Source organism: Actinomadura sp. WMMB 499, from assembly GCF_008824145.1.
In the GTDB taxonomy this organism is placed as follows: Bacteria; Actinomycetota; Actinomycetes; order Streptosporangiales; family Streptosporangiaceae; genus Spirillospora.
In genome coordinates, this window is record NZ_CP044407.1 from 1,079,139 (window position 1) to 1,097,180 (window position 18,042).

Annotated in this window: 18 protein-coding genes; 10 read left to right on the top strand and 8 right to left on the bottom strand. The window is 73.6% G+C overall.

The window, feature by feature from the left end; translation table 11 throughout:
- Positions 1-352: 352 nt before the first annotated feature.
- Positions 353-1,870, bottom strand: a complete 1,518-nt coding sequence (locus F7P10_RS04550) for an amino acid adenylation domain-containing protein (protein ID WP_151008212.1) — start codon at positions 1,868-1,870, stop codon at positions 353-355.
- A 364-nt stretch (positions 1,871-2,234) separates the two neighbouring features.
- On the opposite strand from F7P10_RS04550, the gene F7P10_RS04555 reads away from it, so the two are divergent.
- Positions 2,235-3,095 (top strand): pyridoxal-phosphate dependent enzyme, encoded by an 861-nt coding sequence (locus tag F7P10_RS04555; protein ID WP_254716389.1) that lies wholly within the window; start codon positions 2,235-2,237, stop codon positions 3,093-3,095.
- Between the two features lie 34 nt (positions 3,096-3,129).
- On the top strand, positions 3,130-4,155 hold the full coding sequence (sbnB, locus tag F7P10_RS04560) for a 2,3-diaminopropionate biosynthesis protein SbnB (RefSeq protein WP_151008213.1): 1,026 nt from the start codon (positions 3,130-3,132) through the stop codon (positions 4,153-4,155).
- A gap of 177 nt (positions 4,156-4,332) precedes the next feature.
- On the opposite strand, the gene F7P10_RS04565 is transcribed toward sbnB, so the two are convergent.
- The gene (locus F7P10_RS04565; protein WP_254716390.1) at positions 4,333-4,896 is read right to left on the bottom strand and encodes a Uma2 family endonuclease; all 564 of its coding nucleotides are present in this window, start codon (positions 4,894-4,896) and stop codon (positions 4,333-4,335) included.
- 195 nt (positions 4,897-5,091) lie between these two features.
- Here F7P10_RS04565 and F7P10_RS04570 point away from each other — a divergent pair, with 195 nt between their 5' ends.
- Together F7P10_RS04570 and F7P10_RS04575 are read left to right on the top strand one after the other, a co-directional pair.
- Positions 5,092-5,334 (top strand): hypothetical protein, encoded by a 243-nt coding sequence (locus F7P10_RS04570; RefSeq protein ID WP_151008214.1) that lies wholly within the window; start codon positions 5,092-5,094, stop codon positions 5,332-5,334.
- 100 nt (positions 5,335-5,434) lie between these two features.
- Positions 5,435-6,523, top strand: coding sequence for an acyl-CoA dehydrogenase family protein (locus F7P10_RS04575; RefSeq protein WP_151008215.1), 1,089 nt, complete (start codon positions 5,435-5,437; stop codon positions 6,521-6,523).
- Positions 6,524-6,582: 59 nt separating this feature from the next.
- Here the strand turns inward: F7P10_RS04575 and F7P10_RS43145 are convergent, their stop codons facing one another.
- Positions 6,583-6,765 (bottom strand): hypothetical protein, encoded by a 183-nt coding sequence (locus F7P10_RS43145; protein ID WP_218040378.1) that lies wholly within the window; start codon positions 6,763-6,765, stop codon positions 6,583-6,585.
- Positions 6,766-6,774: 9 nt separating this feature from the next.
- Here F7P10_RS43145 and F7P10_RS04580 point away from each other — a divergent pair, with 9 nt between their 5' ends.
- From F7P10_RS04580 to F7P10_RS04590, 3 genes are read left to right on the top strand one after another with little or no spacing between them, the layout of a single operon-like run.
- Complete coding sequence (locus F7P10_RS04580) at positions 6,775-8,598, top strand: HEAT repeat domain-containing protein (RefSeq protein ID WP_218040379.1); 1,824 nt, start codon at positions 6,775-6,777, stop codon at positions 8,596-8,598.
- Positions 8,599-8,614: 16 nt separating this feature from the next.
- Positions 8,615-9,622 (top strand): ADP-ribosylglycohydrolase family protein, encoded by a 1,008-nt coding sequence (locus F7P10_RS04585; protein ID WP_254716391.1) that lies wholly within the window; start codon positions 8,615-8,617, stop codon positions 9,620-9,622.
- A gap of 11 nt (positions 9,623-9,633) precedes the next feature.
- Positions 9,634-9,930, top strand: coding sequence for a hypothetical protein (locus F7P10_RS04590; RefSeq protein WP_151008217.1), 297 nt, complete (start codon positions 9,634-9,636; stop codon positions 9,928-9,930).
- Here the strand turns inward: F7P10_RS04590 and F7P10_RS04595 are convergent.
- From F7P10_RS04595 to F7P10_RS04605, 3 genes are all read right to left on the bottom strand, one after another.
- Positions 9,927-10,337 carry a TIGR03668 family PPOX class F420-dependent oxidoreductase gene (locus F7P10_RS04595; RefSeq protein WP_151017824.1) on the bottom strand — a complete coding sequence of 137 codons (411 nt, stop codon included), beginning with the start codon at positions 10,335-10,337 and terminating at the stop codon, positions 9,927-9,929. The two genes, F7P10_RS04590 and F7P10_RS04595, sit on opposite strands and share 4 nt — an antisense overlap.
- A 64-nt stretch (positions 10,338-10,401) precedes the next feature.
- On the bottom strand, positions 10,402-11,205 hold the full coding sequence (locus tag F7P10_RS04600) for an enoyl-CoA hydratase (RefSeq protein WP_151008218.1): 804 nt from the start codon (positions 11,203-11,205) through the stop codon (positions 10,402-10,404).
- A 42-nt stretch (positions 11,206-11,247) separates the two neighbouring features.
- Positions 11,248-11,892 carry a class II aldolase/adducin family protein gene (locus F7P10_RS04605; RefSeq protein ID WP_151008219.1) on the bottom strand — a complete coding sequence of 215 codons (645 nt, stop codon included), beginning with the start codon at positions 11,890-11,892 and terminating at the stop codon, positions 11,248-11,250.
- A gap of 74 nt (positions 11,893-11,966) precedes the next feature.
- On the opposite strand from F7P10_RS04605, the gene F7P10_RS04610 reads away from it, so the two are divergent.
- Complete coding sequence (locus tag F7P10_RS04610) at positions 11,967-12,884, top strand: carbohydrate kinase family protein (RefSeq protein WP_151008220.1); 918 nt, start codon at positions 11,967-11,969, stop codon at positions 12,882-12,884.
- Here F7P10_RS04610 and F7P10_RS04615 read toward each other — a convergent pair.
- Together F7P10_RS04615 and F7P10_RS04620 are read right to left on the bottom strand one after the other, a co-directional pair.
- Positions 12,881-14,431 carry an AMP-binding protein gene (locus F7P10_RS04615; RefSeq protein ID WP_151008221.1) on the bottom strand — a complete coding sequence of 517 codons (1,551 nt, stop codon included), beginning with the start codon at positions 14,429-14,431 and terminating at the stop codon, positions 12,881-12,883. The two genes, F7P10_RS04610 and F7P10_RS04615, sit on opposite strands and share 4 nt — an antisense overlap.
- A 465-nt stretch (positions 14,432-14,896) precedes the next feature.
- Positions 14,897-15,541, bottom strand: a complete 645-nt coding sequence (locus tag F7P10_RS04620) for an ACT domain-containing protein (protein ID WP_254716392.1) — start codon at positions 15,539-15,541, stop codon at positions 14,897-14,899.
- A gap of 199 nt (positions 15,542-15,740) precedes the next feature.
- Between F7P10_RS04620 and grpE the strand changes: the two genes are divergently transcribed.
- Together grpE and F7P10_RS04630 are read left to right on the top strand one after the other, a co-directional pair.
- Positions 15,741-16,433, top strand: a complete 693-nt coding sequence (grpE, locus tag F7P10_RS04625; RefSeq protein ID WP_254716393.1) for a nucleotide exchange factor GrpE — start codon at positions 15,741-15,743, stop codon at positions 16,431-16,433.
- 11 nt (positions 16,434-16,444) lie between these two features.
- The gene (locus F7P10_RS04630; RefSeq protein WP_151008222.1) at positions 16,445-18,028 is read left to right on the top strand and encodes an Hsp70 family protein; all 1,584 of its coding nucleotides are present in this window, start codon (positions 16,445-16,447) and stop codon (positions 18,026-18,028) included.
- Positions 18,029-18,042: the final 14 nt, after the last annotated feature.

An 18,042-nucleotide genomic window follows, 5' to 3' on the forward strand; every position in this document is an offset into this window, starting at 1 on the left:
GCCCCGTCCCCTTTCCCCGAGTCCCGGCGGATGCGCGGCGGCCGCGATCACCGGACTGCGCCCTGTGTTCCCGCCGATACGGAGCGCCGCCGCTTTCCACCCCCGGCGAGACCTCCCGCGACCCACGTTCTACTCAGGAGTAGCGGGGCCACAGTCAAGCAGCCGGGTCACAGCCCTCGCAATCCCCCCGAAAGTAGAACTTGACCTCGAATATTGCTCACAGGAGTGACAAAAGGACACGGCTGAGGGAGGTGGCGGAGTGCCCGGGACGCTCGCCGGCTGACAAAGGTTGGCAACCGAATCCGGCCAATACGATTACCGACCGTTAACTTGCGTCCCACCGCACCCTTCGCTACCTGGCCGGGTACTCGTGCACGACCACCGCCGCCGCGCCCACCGACGGGTGCCGCTGCAGCACCGCCTCGATCTCCCCCAGCTCCATCCGGACCCCGGAGATCTTCACCTGCCGGTCGACGCGCCCGAGGTACTGCAGGGTCGGCCGATCCGCCCCGCCCGCGCCCGCGGGCAGCAGCCGCACCGCGTCGCCCGTCCGGTAGAGGCGCCCGGTCGGCGAGGGGCCGAACGGGTCGCGGAAGAACGCCTCGCGCGTCCGGTCCGGGTCGCCCAGGTAGCCGCGCCCGACGACGACGCCGCCGACGAACAGCTCGCCGGTCTCCCCGGCGTCGCACGCCGCCCATGTCCCGTCGTCCAGCGAGCGCAGGACGTACAGCCGCGCGTTCACGACCGGGGTGCCGATGGGCAGCCGCAGCAGTTCCAGGTCCCCGGCCGTGACCGTGTGGTGGGTGACGTCGTCGGAGCATTCGGTGGGCCCGTAGGCGTTGAGCAGCCGGGCGTGCGGGACGGCCGCCAGCCAGCGCCGCGACAGTTCCGCGGGCAGCTCCTCACCCGTCGCGATCATCCAGCGCAGGCCGGGGAACGGCGGCCCGTCCGGGCGCGCCGGCAGGTCGTCCAGAAGGTGCCGGACCATCGTCGGAACCAGCTCGACCACGGTGACGCCGCGCCCGTCCACCAGCCGGGCGAACGCGGGCGCGTCGTGCGCGACGCCGTCGCCGACGACCTCGACCCGGCCGCCGAGCAGCAGCGGGCACAGCATCTGCCAGATCGAGATGTCGAAGCCGAGCGGGGCCGTGAACGCGACCGCGTCGGCGCCCGTCAGTTCCAGGTCGATGATCTTCGCCCAGAGGTGGTTGAGCATCCCCCGGTGCTCGACGACCGCGCCCTTCGGGCGTCCGGTCGAACCGGACGTGAACAGCACGTAGCGGGGGCGGTCGAGGGCGTCCAGGCGGGGCTCGCCGGGCCACGGCGCCAGGTCGCGGGCCGCGTCGGCGCGGACCGCGGCGCACCCCGCCGCGGCGGCGCCCTCCAGCAGCGCGGGCGCGGGGTCCCCGGCGTCCACGGTGAGCAGGACGGACGCGCCCGCCTGATCGAGCACGTCGCGGACGCGCGTCGCCGGCCACGTCTCGTCCGCGGGGACGTACAGGGCGCCGACCAGCTCGATCGCCAGGAACGCCGCGATCACCGCGGCGCACCGGCCGCCGCCGACCCCGACGACCTCGCCGGGCCGCACGCCCGCGCCCTCCAGCAGCGTCGCGAGGCGGCGCGCCTCGGCGGCCAGCTCCGCGTAGCTCAGCGCGCGGCCCCCGTCGGCGACCGCCGGCCGGTCCCGCTCGGCGGCGAAGCGCTCCACCCGGGTGATCACCGGGTCGCCGAGATCGACCTCCAGCTCGCGCGTCATCCCGTGCCGGACGGCCAGTTCACGGGCCCTTTCGAGCTCGGCCCCGGGTACCGCGAGGGACGCCAGGCCGGCCAGGGAGGGCAGCCGGCCGGCCGCCGGTCCACGAGCGCTCATGTTCACTCTCCGTGAGGTAGTACCGCTGCGCCGTCATCGAACGCGGACGCTCGACAATGCGGGTGCATAGCTTATGTCCGGACTCGTCGAGAAGTACTGCGCATTCTGCCCTACCAGCCGGTAATCGGGGGTTGCGGGGCAAGATGGGCGCAGGTACCGTGAGGCTCCGCCATGGTCAGGGCTATCTCACCCGCGGCGTTGCACGGGGGACGATGAGGGAATTGCTTCTTCATTTCAGGGTGGCAGCGTGCCGATAATCACCTCGCCGCAGGATTTCAATGTGGACGACCTTTACGTCGATCTGCGAAATGTGATCGGACGGCCACTCCTCCTCAAGTGCGAGGGATTCAATTTCGCCGGTTCGGTGAAATTGAAGGCGGCCGCCGCGATGGTGGACGCCGCCGAACGCGACGGCCTGCTCGCGGCCGGCTCGACGATCGTCGAATCGTCCTCGGGCAACCTCGGCATCGCGCTCAGCCTCATCGCCGCCGACCGCGGCCTGAAGTTCATCTGCGTCACCGACCCCCGCTGCAACCCGGCGTCGATGCGGGTCATGCGGGCCCTCGGCGCCGAGGTCCGGGTGGTGTCGGAGACCGACGCGAACGGCGGCTTCCTGGAGAGCCGCATCCGGTACGTCCGGAGCCTCTGCGAGGCGGACGGGTACGTCTGGCTGAACCAGTACGCCAACCGCAACAACTGGCTCGCGCACTACCGCGGCACCGCCCCCGCGATCGACCGCGAGTTCCCCGACCTGGAGATCCTGTTCGTCGGCGCCGGCACCACCGGCACCCTGATGGGCTGCGCCCGGTACTTCCGCGAGCACCGCCGCCCCGTCACGATCGTGGCGGTCGACGCCGTCGGCTCCGTCACCTTCGGCGGCGTCCCCGGCCCCCGCATGGTGCCCGGCCTCGGCACCAGCAGCCGTCCCGCCCTGGTCGACGAGTCCCTGATCGACGACGTCGTGCACGTCCCGAGCCCGACACGATCCGGACGGCCCACGCCCTGTCGTCCCGCGGGTTCCTGTTCGGCGGCTCGACCGGCACCGTCGTGTCCGGCGCGTCCCGCTGGCTGGACGCCAAGTACCCCGGCGCCGACCCCGTCGCGGTCGCCATCGCGCCCGACCTCGGCGAGCGCTACCTCGACTCGCTCTACGCCGAGGGCTGGCTCCGCGAGCACTTCGCCGGCGTCATTACCGAACCGGATTCCAACGGCGCCGATATTCTAGGCGTCTGATCATCAGAGCAGAACACGGAGTTCCCATGTCGCAGGTCCCCGCATTCGCCGTGATCTCGGGCGCCCAGGTGCACGAGGCCGTCGCCGGACGGGAGGAGGAGGTCGTCGCGATGGTCGAGACGGCCTACCGGCTGCACGGCGAGGGGCGGACGATCAACCCCGACTCCTACTTCCTGCGCTTCCCCGACCGGCCGTCCGACCGCATCATCGCGCTGCCCGCCTCGGTCGAGGGCGATGTGGGCGTGCACGGTGTCAAGTGGATCTCCAGCTTCCCCGGCAACGTCGCCCGCGGCTTCCCCCGCGCCTCCGCCGTCCTCATCCTCAACGACGCCGAGACCGGCTACCCCTTCGCCTGCCTGGAGAGCTCCATCATCAGCGCGTCCCGCACCGCCGCGTCCGCCGCGCTCGCCGCCGCGGCCCTGTCGGACCGGCGCGGCGGCCGTCCGCGCCGGGTCGGTTTCGTCGGCGGCGGCCTCATCGCCCGGTACGTGCACACCTACCTCGCGGCCACCGGCTTCGCCTTCGACGAGCTCGCCGTGCACGACCTGTCCGCCGAGCACGCCGCGGGCTTCAAGGGCTACCTCGAGCGCACCGAGAAGGGCGAGGTCACCGTCCACGACACCGCCGAGAGCCTGATCCGCGCCTGCGACCTCGTCGTCTTCGCGACCGTCGCGGGCGAGCCCCACGTGCACGACCCGTCCTGGTTCGCGCACGCCCCGCTCGTCCTGCACGTCTCCCTGCGCGACCTCTCCCCCGAGATCATCCTGGACGCGTGGAACGTCGTCGACGACGTCGAGCACTGCATGAAGGCGAACACGTCCCCGCACCTGGCCGAACAGCGCGTGGGCCACCGCGACTTCGTCGCCGGCACCCTGTACGACGTCCTCACCGGCCGGATCGCCCCGCCCGCCGACCGTCCGGTCGTCTTCTCCCCGTTCGGCCTCGGCGTCCTCGACCTCGCCGTCGCCCGGCACGTCTACGACGAGGTCTCCGCCTCCGGCGCCCTGCACACGATCCCCGGCTTCTTCCACGACCTCTCCCGCCACGGTTGACCGGGGGCGGGGACAGCCGCCCCCGACCCGCCGCCGTCGCCCCGGCGGTCCGAGGTGACAGGAGGTCCGAGGAAGCCTCGGTACGTCGGCCCGGCTGGTCGGCCGGGCCGTCATCGTCCCCGGCAGTCGCGGAGGTCCGGGGAGGCCGAGGTTCCGCGGTGCGGGGCGATCCGGGCGTCAGGCGAAGTCGGAGGTGTCCAGGTCGAAGTCGAAGGGCTCCGGGAGCATGAGCTTCTCCCCGAACGGCACGCGATGGGTGTGCTTGTAGTCGTCGTCCTCCGGCTCGCTGAACAGCGACACCCGCTTCTTGTCCCTGTCCACCAGGAGATACAGCGGGATGCCCGCCCGCGCGTAGCCGTGCCGTTTCGCCTGCCGGTCCAGGTTCGGCCGCGACGACGTGACCTCGACCACCATGGAGATGGTGTCGGGCTCCACCAGGAGCCAATACCCTTCGGCTCCGAACACGTCGAGCTCGACGGGCGCGAAGGTACCGTCCGGTATCACGCGGTTCTCCGGATGGCCCTCACTGCTCGGCAAGATCAGGCCGACGTTGCCGGCGAAGTCCCAGTCGTCCGGTCGATGCCGCATGACCTGTCGGTTGATCTTCGAGATGCACTTCTCATGCCGAAGCGCGGGCGGTGGGGACACGACGATCTCTCCGTCGATCAGTTCGGCCCGGAAGCCGTCGGGGGTACCAAAGTCGAGGAATCCCCGCAGGAGAACGTCCTCGTCCTCGTGCATCAGAGGCTCATGAACCATCGCAGTCATGCCCTGCTCCCTTCCTCGCGAGCGAGTCTATGAGCGGAGCGCCACCCTTCGCATACGGATCGTGAAAAGTCGTCTCCTCTCCAGGGTACGTTCCCGGCGCCGCCGCGTCCGCCGCAACGGGGACGGGCGCGGGCAAATAGAACCGCTCGGAGTGGGCACGCTTTCCCTATGGACGAGCGATTCGACAGGCGCGGGGACGTGCAGGAGCTCAGCGACTTCGAGCTGCGGGTCTACGAGACGGTCGCCGAGATCGACAAGGACGGCGGCGCGGCGGACTTCGCGACGCTCGGGCGGCTGGTCGGCGGGCCCGAGGAGGACCTGTGGGCGGCGCTCGGGCACCTGGTGTCGGTGAACCACGTGCACTCGACCGACAAGGGATACGTGCTCGGGCCGCACGACTGGGCGCCCTGACGGGCGTCCCGGTGAGCGGGAGGAGACCGGGCCCGGCGGGGCCCGCTGGGCCAGCATGAGGAGCTGACCAGCAAGCGCCGGATTCATGGAGGCCGCCGGGATGGAGCTCGCCGTCACCGAGGAGCAGCGGGAGCTGCGGGACGCGCTGCGGCGGTTCTTCGCCGACCGGTCCCCCGGCGCCGAGGTGCGGCGGCTCATGGAGACCGCCGAGGGCCACGATCCGGCGGTGTGGGCGCAGATGGCCGGGCAGCTCGGGCTGCAGGGCCTCGCGATCCCCGAGGAGCACGGCGGTGCCGGGTTCGGGATGCGGGAGCTGGCCGTGGTGTTCGAGGAGATGGGACGGGCGCTGGTGTGCGCCCCCTTCCTCGCGACGATCACCGCCGCGGCGGGACTCGCGGCGGGTGAGGGCGGGCACGATCTGCTGCCCGGCATCGCGGACGGGTCGACGATCGCGACCCTCGCGGTGGCCGAGGACGACGGGCGCTGGGACTTCGGCTCCGTGACCGCGACCGTCACCGGCGGGACGCTCCGCGGCGTCAAGAGCTTCGTCCCCGACGGGCACATCGCCGATCTGCTGCTCGTGGCCGCGCGGGACGCGGACGGCGTCGCGCTGTTCGCCGTCGAGGGCGGCGCCGGGGTCGTCCGGACCCTCCTGCCGACGGTCGACCAGACGCGCAAGCTGGCGCGGATCGAATTCGACGGCGCTCCGGTGCGCCGGGTGGGCGGGGCGGACGCCGTCCTGCGGGCGCTCGACACGGCGGCGGTGGCGCTGGCGGCCGAGCAGCTCGGCGGCGCGCAGCGGACGCTGGACATGACGGTCGAGTACGTGAAGGTGCGCAGGCAGTTCGGGCGGCCGATCGGGTCGTTCCAGGCGATCAAGCACCGGTGCGCGGACATGTTCGTGCTGGTGGAGTCGGCGCGGTCGGCGGTGCTGAACGCGGCGGCCGTCGCGGACGCGCGCCCGGCGGAGCTGCCCGCGGCGGCGGCGCTGGCGCAGGCGTACTGCTCGGACGCCTACCTCCACACGGCCGGCGAGGCGATCCAGATGCACGGCGGGATCGGCTTCACCTGGGAACACGACGCGCACCTGTACTTCAAGCGCGCCCAGGGGTCGCGGCAGCTGTTCGGGTCGTCCGACCACCATCGCGAGCGCCTGGGCGCCCTCGCGGGCATCACGGGTGCGGCCTGAGGCCCCTTGAGGGGCTTGTCGGCGGCGTTCTTCGGGCCGCGCCCGGCGCGCGGGGCCGCTCATGTCGGTGCCGACCGGCATGATGCCCGCATGCTCGACGAACTGGACACCGTCCCCTGGGCCTCGATGAAGCACGCGTACGGGACGGCCGAGGACGTCCCGGATCTGCTGCGCGGGCTGCTCTCCCCGACGAGGACGACCGCGAGATCGCGCTCGACGGCTTCTACGGCGCCGTCCACCATCAGGGCGACGTGTACGACTGCACGCGGGCGGCGGTCCCGTTCCTGCTGGAGATCGCCGCCGGGGACGCGCCCGGACGGGACGGGGTGCTGGAGCTGCTCGGGAGCATCGGCGGCTCGGGCGACGCGCCGGCGACGGCCGCGGTCGCGGCGGCGACGCCCGTGTTCCTCGGGCTGATCGCCGATCCCGATGCCGGGGTCCGCGAGGGCGCGCTGCGGGCGCTCGCCGCGTGCGGGTCGCGGTCGGCGGAGATCGTCCCCGCGCTGCGGCGGCGGCTGGCGGACGAACCGGACGCGGACGTCCGCCGGACGATCGTCGAGGTCCGCGCCGGTCTCGGCGAGGACCCCCGCCGGCTGCACGAGATCGTGGACGGCGCGGGCGACCCCGGCACCCGGCTGGCGGCGCTCGCCGCCGTCGCCCGGACGTACCCTGCACCGGCCCGCCGCGCACTCGCGCTGATCGACGAGCTGGTCGCGGGGGCGCCGGCACCGCGGGCGCGGGACGAGCGGCCCGCCACGCCGACGCTGATCGGGAACCTGCGGGCGCTGACGGCCGGGGAGACCGGCGGACGGCGCGTCCCGGAGCTGGGCGATCTGGTCCACGGGCTCGGCCGGGAACTGGGCGACCGCGCCGCCCAGCGCGTCGAGCTGGCCGAGGGGCTGCTGCGGGCGCCCGACCGGGAGCGGAGGATCGACGGGCTGCGGGCGGCGGGCGGCCTCACCCGTGCATTGCGCGGCCCGTACGGGGACGTCGTCACGCTGGTCGGGGAACGGCTGGCCGACCCGGAGCCGCGGGTGGCCGGAGCCGCGGTCGGCGTCCTGGAGGACCTGTTCGCCCTGGCGGCGCCCGCCGCCGACGACCTGGCCGCGTTCCTGGAGGCCGCTCCCCGGGCGCGGCGGTACCCCGAGGACCGGCGCGAGGGCTGGGTCGACACGTACGCGAGCGGCCCGCCGAGCGTCGGCGGAGCCCTCAAGGCGCTGGCGCGGCTCGGCGACGCGCGGGCGCTGCCGATGCTGCGGGAGGTGCTGGAGTGGGACGAGCCGCCGCCCGATCTCGGCTGGGCCATCGGCGCGCTGGGCGAGGCCGCCGCCGGGCTCGTCCCGCTGATCCGCCGCCGGTTGACCGACCTGCCCGCCGTGTCCGGATACGACCGGCCGCGCGACGGGCTGGCCTGGGCACTGAGCACGTTCGGCCCGGCGGCCGCGGAGGCGGTTCCGGAGCTGGTCGCCCTGCTGCGGGCCGCCCCGGGCTCGAACGTGCACCACGCGCTGCGGCGGCTCGGCCCGGCGGCGCCGGAGGCGGTACCGGTGCTGCGCGGCCTGCTGGACGGCACGACGCGGGACGGCCTGGACGCGGCACGCACGCTGTGGGCGATCGAGGGGGACGCGGGCGCCGTCCTGCCCGTCCTGCTGGCCGGGCTGGACGAGCCCGCCACACCGGCGATCGAGGGGCTGGCGGCGCTCGGTCCCGCCGGGCGCCCGGCCGCCGGGCGCCTCCGGGAGCTGATGGCCTCCGGCGACACCGGGCCGGGCGCGGCGTGGCCGCGCCTCCACGCGGCGGAGGCGGTGTGGCGGACCGAGGGCGAGGTCGCGGGCGTCCTGCCGGTGCTGCGGGCGGTGTGGGCCGAGAACGTCCACACCCGCGTGCACGTCGCGGGCGTCCTCGGGGAGATGGGGACGGACGCGCGGGAGGCGGCGCCCCTGCTGGAGGACGAGCTGGGCCGGACGTGGCGCCACACCCACTCCCCCCACGGCGGTTCCTCCAGCCACGACGTCGACCGCGACGAGAAGCTCCTGGCCGCGTGCGATTCCGCTTTGCGGAGTGTCACCCGTTAGGCGAACAATGCCGTGCATGACGGCGAATCGACGGGCGAGCGGGGCGATGTTCGGACTGGCGTACGGGGACTCCCTGGGCGCGGCGACCGAGTTCCTCACCATGGACCAGATCCTGCGTCGGTTCGGCCCCGACGGGCCGACGCAGCTCAACGGCGACCCGGCGCTCGTCACCGACGACACGCAGATGGCGATCGCGGTGGGGCGCGGGCTGCTGGACGCGCTGGCGAACCCGCCGTTCACCCCCGATCTCGTCACGCCGATGTGGCGGCGCCGGTTCGTCGACTGGCTGCGCGACCCCGAGAACAACCGGGCACCCGGCAACACGTGCCTGCGGGCGTGCGCGGAGCTGGAGGCGCACAAGCCGTGGGTGGAGGCGACCGTCCACGGGTCCAAGGGGTGCGGGGCCAACATGCGGGTCGCGCCGGTCGGGCTCGCGCCGGGGCTGACGGACGAGACGCGCGCCGGGGCGTCCCAGCTGCAGGCGGCGATGACGCACGGGCACCCGACGGGGCTGGCGGCGAGCGAGCTGACGGCGTTCGCCGTCCGGTGGCTCGCCGACGGCATGGCCCCGGCGGACCTGCCGGGCGCGCTCCGCGACCGCTGCCTGGAGCAGCGGACCGTCTACCACGAGCGGTGGCTGGGGACGCTGTGGCAGCGGCCCGGCATGCCCGACCCGGAGACGTTCGTCGCGCGCGGCTGGGACGAGTGCCGGGAGGTCCTCGAACGGCTCGGCGACGCGGTGGCGCGCGGCGACCGGACGAGCGACCCGTGCGCGTCCACCGGCGCCGGCTGGGTCGCGGAGGAGGCCCTGGCCACCGGCCTGCTGTGCTTCCTGCTGTTCCCGGACGACCCGGTGCGCGCGATCTGGCGCGGCGCCGCGAGCTCGGGCGACTCCGACTCGATCGCGTGCCTGGCGGGCGCGTTCGCGGGCGCGCACCTGGGCATGGACGCCTGGCCGGCCGAGTGGGCGGGCCGCATCGAGTACGCGGACGAGCTGGCGCGGCTCGGCACCGCCTGGGACTGAGGGGAAAAGCGATGGAGGAGCAGTTCTGGTTCGACGTCGGCCAGTACGAGCGGCACCGGGTCGAGTTCTTCTACGAGCGGTGGTTCGGCGGGGTGAAGATCCACGTGGACGGGCAGCTGGTCGAGACGAGGCGGCTCCTGTTCAGCATGCGGATGACGGAGCGGTTCCGGTTCGTCGTCGGCCATCAGGAGCGGCACGAGGTCCTGATCGAGAAGCGGCGCAAGGTGCTGGCCGCGGGGTTCCGTCCGTCCACCTACCAGGTGTTCGTCGACGGCGTGTTCTACCTGACGCTCGAGGGCCAGGCCTAGGACGCCGTCCAGCCGGTGATGCGGTCGATGACGATCGTGATGACGGGGCCCTCGGGCGGGCGGTCCCGGTACTGCGGGTAGCGGTCCGCGAGGAGGCGGACGGGTTCGCGCATGCGGCCGGGCTCCTCGACGATGCGGGCGTGGCCGTCCGCGCGGACCCACCACAGCCGCGTCCAGTCGTCGTCGTAGTGGTCGGCGAGGAGCGCGACGCCCGGGTTGGCGCGGATGTTGGCCAGCCTGCGCAGGTCGCGGGTGCTCTTCGGCTTGTGGTCGACGGCGATGTGGACGGCGCCGCGGTGCACGGCGAACGTCACCGGGACCAGGTGGGGACGGCCGTCCTCACCGACGGTGGCGAGGCGCGCGACGGGCGCACCCGACAGCAGGCGGAGCGCGTCGTCCACCGGCATTCTCGGCACACGCGCAGCGTGTCACACACGGGCGCGGCGCGCCACGGGCGCCGCGCCCGCGGGCTCAGTCCCGGAACTCGGGCGGCCGGTTCTCCTTCCGCGCCTTGATCGACTCCTCGAAGTTCTGCGTGGTGAGGCGGACGAACAACTGGCCGAGGCCCTCGGTGTCCATGTGGGCGTCGAGGCTGCCCGCGTGCAGCCCGGCCCACAGCATCCGCTTGGTCAGCTCGACGCCGGGCCGGCTGAACCCGGCGATCCGCTCGGCGAGGTCGAGGGACGCGTCCAGGAGCTTCTCGCCGGGGACGACGCGGGAGACGAGCCCGATGCGCTCGGCCTCGGCGGCGTCGACGTCCCGTCCGGACAGCATGATCTCGAAGGCGCGGGACGAGCCGACGGCGCGCGGCAGCAGGTAGCCGAGGCCGAGCTCGGCGGCGGTGAGGCCGTTGTTGATCCCGGCGGCGCGGAACACGGCGGTGTCGGCGGCGAGCCGGATGTCGGCGGCGACGCCCAGGCAGAACCCGCCGCCGATCGCCGGGCCGTTGACGGCGGCGATCACCGGCTGGTGGACGCGGCGCATCGTGCGGACGACGTCGTCGAGCAGCTCCATCGAGCGCAGCGCGATCGTCGGCAGGGTGAGGCCCTCGATGCCGGGGATCGGGCCCGGCGACTCCAGGTCGGCGCCCGAGCAGAAGCCGCGGCCCGCGCCGGTGATCACGACGGCACGGGTGTCGTTGTCGCGGCTCGCCGCCTCGAGCGCCTCGCGGAACGGGACCATGACGTCGAAGGCCATCGCGTTCATCCGCTCGGGCCGGTTCAGGGTGATCTGCGTGACGTGCGGGCGCGGCTTGCCGGTCAGGACGAATGCCATGAATCCCCTTTGACGACGGCACGGGATGTAGCAAGCGTTAGGTTACAAGGGCGGGAGTTCCGGCGGCGCCAGCCCCCGCTCGGCGACCGCCGCCAGTTCCGCGTCCGTCAGCACGCGCGGCTCCCCGATCGTCCGCGCCCGCACGTACACGCCGCACAGCCACTCCAGCAGCCGCGCGTTCTCGAACGCCTCGTCCAGGTCGCCGCCGATCGCGACGCCGCCGTGGTTGGCCATCAGCGCGGCCCGCTTCCCGCCCGCCATCGCCGCCCGGACGTTCGCCGCGAGCTCGGGCGTCCCGTACGTGGCGTACTCGGCGACCTTCACGACGCCGCCCAGCAGCAGCGTGTTGTAGTGGATCGGCGGCAGCTCCGCCATCGTCGTGGCCACCACCGCCCCGTACGTCGAGTGGGTGTGGACGATCGCCGCCGCGGGCGTCGCCTCGTACAGGGCCAGGTGCATCGGCGTCTCCGACGACGGGGCCCGCTCCCCCGCGACGAGCCGTCCCGCCGTGTCCACCACCGGACAGTCCTCCGGCCGCATCCGGTCGAGCATCATCCCGCCCGGCGTGACCGCCACCAGATCGCCCGACCGCACGCTGACGTTGCCGGACGCGCCCGTCACCAGGCCCGTCCCGGCCAGCCTGCGGCCCACGTCGCACAGCGCGGCCCGCTCGTCCTCCAGCACCATGTGAACACCTCTCACCTTTACCGCTCGTCAGGGCGTACGCTACGGGCTCTGACGATCATCAAGGGAGCGCGATCATGACCGTCGTGACGCTCGGCGCGCACATCCTGGACGTGCTCGCGCGCCCCGTCGAGGGCATCCCGGACGGCCAGGACACGGTCGTCGTCGAGGAGATCCGGGCGACCGCCGCGGGCGCCGCCGCCGGGACCGCGGTCGCGCTCGCCCGGCTCGGCAACGAGGTCGTCTCCGTCGGCGCCATCGGCGACGACGACCTCGGCGACCTGCTCGTCGCGATCATGAACCGGAACGGGGTGGACGTCACGGGCCTGGTCCGCCGCACCGCCGACCAGACGAGCGCGTCCGTGCTGCCGATCCGCGGCGACGGCGGGCGCCCCAGCCTCCACGTGCCGGGCGCGAACCTCACCCTCACCCCCGCGGCGGTCGAGCGGGGCCTGCTCGTCGCCGCGGACGCCGTCCACCTCGGCGGGCCCGACGTCACGTCGGGGCTGAACGACCCGGCGTTCTTCGCGATGCTCACGGCCGCGCGGGCCGGCGGCACGATCGTCACGATGGACCTGCTGTCGAACCTGCCCGACCTGCTGAAGGGCGCCACCGCGTTCCTGCCGTACGTCGACCACGTCCTGCCGAACCTGGAGCAGGCCCTCGCGATGACCGGCGAGACCGACCCGGCGGACGCGGCCCGCGCGCTGCTCGCCGCCGGCCCCGCCTCCGCGACCGTCACCATGGGCGCGGCGGGCAGCCTGGTCGCGACGGCCGGCGGCGTCGAGACCGTCCGGGCGCTGCCCGTCGACGTCGTCGACACCACCGGCTGCGGCGACGCCTACTGCGCCGGGTTCATCACCGCCCTCCTGCGCGGCCGGGACGTGCCCGAGGCGTCCCGCTGGGGCACGGCGGCCGCCGCGACCGTCGCCCAGGGGCTCGGCTCCGACGCGGGCCTGACCGACCTGAGCACGGTCCTGGCGCTGAACGGCTAGATCTTCTGCGCGCGGCCCTCCCAGTACGGGTCGCGCAGCAGCCGCTTGTAGAGCTTGCCGGTCGGGGTGCGCGGCATCGCGTCGACGAAGTCGATCGAACGCGGCGCCTTGTACCCGGCCAGCTTCTCCCGGACGTGCGCGATGAGCTCGGCCGCGAGCGCCGCCGACGGCTCGGCGCCGTCCGCGGGCTCCACCGCCGCCTTGACCTGCTCGCCGAACTCGTCGTCGGGGATGCCGAACACGGCGACGTCCCGGACCGCGGGATGCGTGATCAGCACGCCCTCGATCTCCGCCGGATAGATGTTCACCCCGCCGCTGATGATCATGTCGATCGCCCGGTCGGCGAGGAAGAGGTAGCCGTCCTCGTCGAGGTAGCCGATGTCCCCGGTCGTGAACAGGCCGTCGTCCCGGTGGATCGAGCGGGTCTTGGCCTCGTCGCCCCAGTACACGACGTCCTCACCGCCCGCGTACCGGAACCACAGCTTCCCCGCCTCCCCGGGCGCCGCGGCCTCGCCGTCCTCCCGCAGCACGTGCACCTCGGTGGTGGGCAGCGGGCGCCCCACGCTGCCCGGCCGCTCCAGCCACTCCGCCGCGGTGATCACGCTGTTCACCGACGACTCCGTGGAGCCGTAGTACTCGTGCACGACCGGCCCGAACCAGTCGATCACGCGGCGCTTGATCTCCGGCGAGCAGGGCGCGGCGCCGTGCCACACCGACACCAGGCTCGAGCCGTCGAACGCGGCGCGCACGTCCGGGTCCAGGCGCAGCATCCGGACGAACTGGGTCGGCACCAGGTGCACGTGCGTGATCCGGTGCGCGTCGATCAGCCGGAGCGTCTCCGCCGCGTCGAAGTCGCGGCGCATGACCACCGCGCGCCCGGAGGTCAGGAACCCCTGCGACCACAGCCACTGCGCCGAGTGGTACACCGGCCCGACCAGCAACGACCGCCCGGCCTCCGGGATGCGCAGGATCTCCGCGAACGCCGCGGCGACCAGCGTGGACGTCTCGATCGGCGCGCCCGCCCCCAGCAGCTTGCGCGACACGCCCTTCGGCCGTCCCGTGGTGCCCGACGTGTAGATCATCGGGGCGCCCATGCTCTGGTCGGCCGGTTCGCCCGTCGCGCCCGACGCGACGAACTCCTCGTACGGGGCGAACCCCTCGACCGGGCCGCCGATCGCGACGCGCGCCTCCAGCGCGAGACCGTCCGATCCCTCCCGGGCGATGTCGCCGAACGCGTCCTCGGAGAACAGGACGCGCGCGCCCGAGTCCGTGAGGACGTACCGCAGCTCGTCGGCCGTCCAGTGCCAGTTGACCAGCACGTAGCGCAGGCCGATGTGCCCGGCGGCGCACATCAGCTCGAAGTACTCGCGCCGGTTGCCCGAGTGGATCGCGATCGCGTCCCCCACGGCCAGCCCCAGGCCCCGCAGGGCGGCCGTGAGCCGGTCGGTCCGCTCGTTCAGGTCGCGCCAGCTCGTGGATCCTCGTTCGTCGGTCAGTGCGGGCTCGTCGGGACGTGTCTCGGCGTACGGTCGGAGCAGGACGGCCATCGGCCACCTCCAGGGACGCGACGGATCACAGAATGCGATTCTAGAAACCCGTGCCCTGGAAGAACAGAGCCAAAAGCGGCGGCCTCCGCTCCGCTACGTCCGCCGCCGGTAGCCGCCGTCCCCGCGGCCGGTGCGCGCGCCGCTGCGGACCGCCGCCCCCGCGAAAGACCGCCCGTCCCCGCGGCCGGTGCGCGCGCCGCTGCGGACCGCCGCCCCCGCGAAAGACCGCCCGTCCCCACGGCCGCTGCGGGCCGCCGCCCGCTCGGCAGGCCGTCCGTGCGCGGTGCGCCGGTGCACCGCCGGGGGCTTTCGCCGGTTCCCGGGCGGGGCGCGGAACCGCGCGGGTCGCGCCGTCCCGCGCGGTTCCGGGCCCCGCCAGGTTGCCGGGGCGGGCGCCGACGACGGTGTCGGCGCCCGTCCGGGCTCGCCGCCGCGATCCGCCCCCGGAGCGGACCGCGGGACGGATCAGGGGGCGCGCACGAGACCGGCGGGGGCCGCGCCCAGCACCGTCTCGGCCGCGCCGACGAGTTGTTCGAGCCGGTACACCTCGGTCCGGTGGAACGGCGGCGCCCCCGTCCGGGCGACGACCAGCACGACCCTGCCCGCCGCGAGCGGGCAGATGGCGTACTGCGCGCCGTCCGGCGCGGTGAAGGCGCGCGGCCGCAGCGGCGCCAGCACGGGCAGTTCGCTCTGGACGACGCCCCCCACACTGGCGTGCGCGAGCACCGCCTCGCCGTCCTCGGAGATCTCCGCGAGGCCCGCCCAGTCGGCGCTGAGCACCCCGGGCACCGCGTCGGCCAGGATCTGCGGGCCCCGGTCGGGGATGGCCGCGACCTGCCCGATGACGGCGGCGTCCGGGTGGAGGCCCGCGGGTTCGACGGTGGGCCAGACGCCGACGATGTCCACCCCCGGGACCGCGCCGAGCCCGTCCAGCAGCCGCCCGATCCCCGCCCCCGTGGGCCACTCCACCGTGAAGTCGTCCAGCGCCCGGCCGTTGTCGCGCTCCAGCACGGCCATCTGCACGACGTCGGCGCCGGCGGCGCCGAGGGTGCGCGCCACCTTGCCCAGCGATCCCGGGCGGTCCGGCAGTCGTACGCGAATTCGCAGCAACGCGGTCACCTCCTATCCGCGATAGTGCACGCGGGGTGCTACAACCCCGTATCCCCCCTGTTACCCACCGATGAAGATGTCCAGCGGCAGACTCGGCAAGTTCGGTGCTGGAATGGCGGGCGGGGGTCAAACTAGAGTTCACGGAAGGTCAACTGCGTTCTATCGCCCTCTTGCCGCCTCACCATTAAGGTCACTGCACGTGTCGAGCGACGGGGAAGATCCGGTCAAGGACGGCCGGGACGACGCGGCGTTCCGCGCCGAGCTCAGGGACGCCCTCGCGGGGCTGACCGCGCGGCTCGACCGCGAGCACGAGCGCGCCGCGCACCGCGAATCCGTGATCGACCGCCTCCACGAGGAGAACCAGCGGCTGCGCCGGGGCGAGCTGGCGGCGATGCTGGAGCCGGTGCGCACCGCGCTGTACCGGGTGCACGACCAGGCCCGCCGCCTGGCCGCCGCGGACGAGTCCGGGGCGGCGAACCTGCTGGACGCGCTGGCCGACGACGTCGCGGACGCGCTCGCCCGGCTCGGCGTCGAGCGGTTCCGCGCCGAGCCCGGCCAGCCCTACGACCCGTCCCGGCACCGGCCGGTGGCGGTCGCGGCGGTCACCGAGCCCGGCCGCGACGGCACCGTCGTGGAGGCGCGCTCCGACGGTTTCGAGGAGGGCGGCAGGGTGCTGCGCAAGGCCGCCGTCAGCGTCGGGCGCCACGAGCCCGGCGGCACGGACGGCGAAGAGGCCGGCGGCACGGACGGCGACACGAACGGCACCGCGGGCGCCGGCGCGAACGGCGCCGGCGGCGCGGAGGAGACGGCCACGATCGTCAGGTCCGGGTCAAGTCGCCACGGAGCGGCCGGACGTGACGAGAGCATGAACAACTCGACTCTGGACCGATAGGTGAGAGGGACATGGCTGTCTACGGCATCGACCTGGGAACCACGTACTCCTGCATCGCCGCGATCGACGACGTGGGGCGGCCGGCGGTCCTGCGGAACCTGGAGGGCACCGACACGACACCGTCGGTGGTGTACTTCGAGAGCGGCGAGAACGTCGTCGTGGGCGCGACCGCGAAGGACACCGCGGTGCTGGAGCCCGACAACGTCGTCAGCCTGATCAAGCGGGACATGGGCCGGGACGTGACGCGCCCGATGCACGGCATCGACTTCACGCCCGAGGAGCTGTCGGCGTTCATCCTGCTGAAGCTGGCGACGGACGCGCGGACGACGACGGGCGAGGAGGCCCGCGACGTCGTCGTGACGGTCCCGGCGTACTTCGGTGCGGCGGAACGGGACGCGACGCGCAAGGCGGGGCGGATCGCCGGGCTGAACGTGATCGACATCGTGTCGGAGCCGATCGCGGCGGCGATCAACTACGGGGTGCTGAACCCGGACCTGGACCGGACGATCCTGGTGTACGACCTCGGCGGCGGCACCTTCGACACGACGGTGATCACGCTGCGGGACGGGCACATCGAGGTGGTGTGCACCGACGGGGACCACGAGCTGGGCGGCGCCGACTGGGACGCGCGGCTGGTGGAGCACCTGGCGGACCGGTTCCGCGCCGAGCATCCGGACGCGAGCGACCCGCTCGACGATCCGCAGACCGAGCAGCAGCTGCGCCGGGACGCCGAGGACGCGAAGAAGGCGCTGACGACCCGGACGGCGCACACCGTCCGGGTGATGCACGGCGGGCGCGTCGCGGCGGTCGAGGTGACGCGGGAGAAGCTGGAGGAGCTGACCATGGACCTCCTCGACCGGACGGTGGAGATCACCGGCCGGACGCTGACGGCGGCGGCCGACAAGGGCGTGCACGACTACGACGACCTGGTGCTGGTGGGCGGGTCGACGAAGATGCCGGTGGTGGCGGCGCGGCTGGAGACCGAGCTGGGAATGATCGCCCGCCTGCAGGACCCCGACCTGGCGGTGGCGAAGGGCGCGGCGCTGTACGCGTTCGAGGAGACCTACCGGCGGCTGGTGCGGGAGGGCGCGGCGGAGCGCGCCGCGGACATGGCGATCCGGGCGGGACTGTCGGCGGAGCAGCAGAAGCAGATCGCCGGACGGCGGATCCGGACGGTCGCGTCGCACGCGTTCGGGATCGTGGTGGTGGACCGGGAGACCGGCGACGAGAGCGTCGCGCACCTGGTGCACGCGAACGACGAGCTGCCCGCCGCGAAGACCGAGGACTTCTTCACCGTCTACGACGACCAGACGTCCGCCGACATCCGGGTGATGGAGCAGGCGGGGAGCGTGGAGTCGCCGGAGCCGGGCGACAACAACGAGATCGCCACCGGGGAGATCCGGGTGCCGCCGGGCAAGAAGGCGGGCTGGCCGGTCGAGGTGACGTTCGCGCTCGACTCGTCCGGGCTGCTGAACGTGACGGCGGTGGAGAAGGAGACCGGCGAGCGGCTCGACCTGAAGGTCGACGTGGGCCGCATGTCGGAGGAGGAGGTCGAGCGCTCGCGGAAGGCCCTCTCCCGGGTCAGGGTCAGCTGAGGACGGGCCCAGGG

What these genes read in the sequence shown, in the direction of transcription:
- F7P10_RS04550 (WP_151008212.1), bottom strand. Translation starts at nt 1,870, where the DNA reads ATGAGCGCTCGTGGACCGGCGGCCGGCCGGCTGCCCTCCCTGGCCGGC.
- sbnB (WP_151008213.1), top strand. Translation starts at nt 3,130, where the DNA reads ATGTCGCAGGTCCCCGCATTCGCCGTGATCTCGGGCGCCCAGGTGCAC.
- F7P10_RS04565 (WP_254716390.1), bottom strand. Translation starts at nt 4,896, where the DNA reads ATGCACGAGGACGAGGACGTTCTCCTGCGGGGATTCCTCGACTTTGGT.
- F7P10_RS04570 (WP_151008214.1), top strand. Translation starts at nt 5,092, where the DNA reads ATGGACGAGCGATTCGACAGGCGCGGGGACGTGCAGGAGCTCAGCGAC.
- F7P10_RS04575 (WP_151008215.1), top strand. Translation starts at nt 5,435, where the DNA reads ATGGAGCTCGCCGTCACCGAGGAGCAGCGGGAGCTGCGGGACGCGCTG.
- F7P10_RS43145 (WP_218040378.1), bottom strand. Translation starts at nt 6,765, where the DNA reads ATGGTGGACGGCGCCGTAGAAGCCGTCGAGCGCGATCTCGCGGTCGTC.
- F7P10_RS04585 (WP_254716391.1), top strand. Translation starts at nt 8,615, where the DNA reads ATGACGGCGAATCGACGGGCGAGCGGGGCGATGTTCGGACTGGCGTAC.
- F7P10_RS04590 (WP_151008217.1), top strand. Translation starts at nt 9,634, where the DNA reads ATGGAGGAGCAGTTCTGGTTCGACGTCGGCCAGTACGAGCGGCACCGG.
- F7P10_RS04595 (WP_151017824.1), bottom strand. Translation starts at nt 10,337, where the DNA reads ATGCCGGTGGACGACGCGCTCCGCCTGCTGTCGGGTGCGCCCGTCGCG.
- F7P10_RS04600 (WP_151008218.1), bottom strand. Translation starts at nt 11,205, where the DNA reads ATGGCATTCGTCCTGACCGGCAAGCCGCGCCCGCACGTCACGCAGATC.
- F7P10_RS04605 (WP_151008219.1), bottom strand. Translation starts at nt 11,892, where the DNA reads ATGGTGCTGGAGGACGAGCGGGCCGCGCTGTGCGACGTGGGCCGCAGG.
- F7P10_RS04610 (WP_151008220.1), top strand. Translation starts at nt 11,967, where the DNA reads ATGACCGTCGTGACGCTCGGCGCGCACATCCTGGACGTGCTCGCGCGC.
- F7P10_RS04615 (WP_151008221.1), bottom strand. Translation starts at nt 14,431, where the DNA reads ATGGCCGTCCTGCTCCGACCGTACGCCGAGACACGTCCCGACGAGCCC.
- F7P10_RS04630 (WP_151008222.1), top strand. Translation starts at nt 16,445, where the DNA reads ATGGCTGTCTACGGCATCGACCTGGGAACCACGTACTCCTGCATCGCC.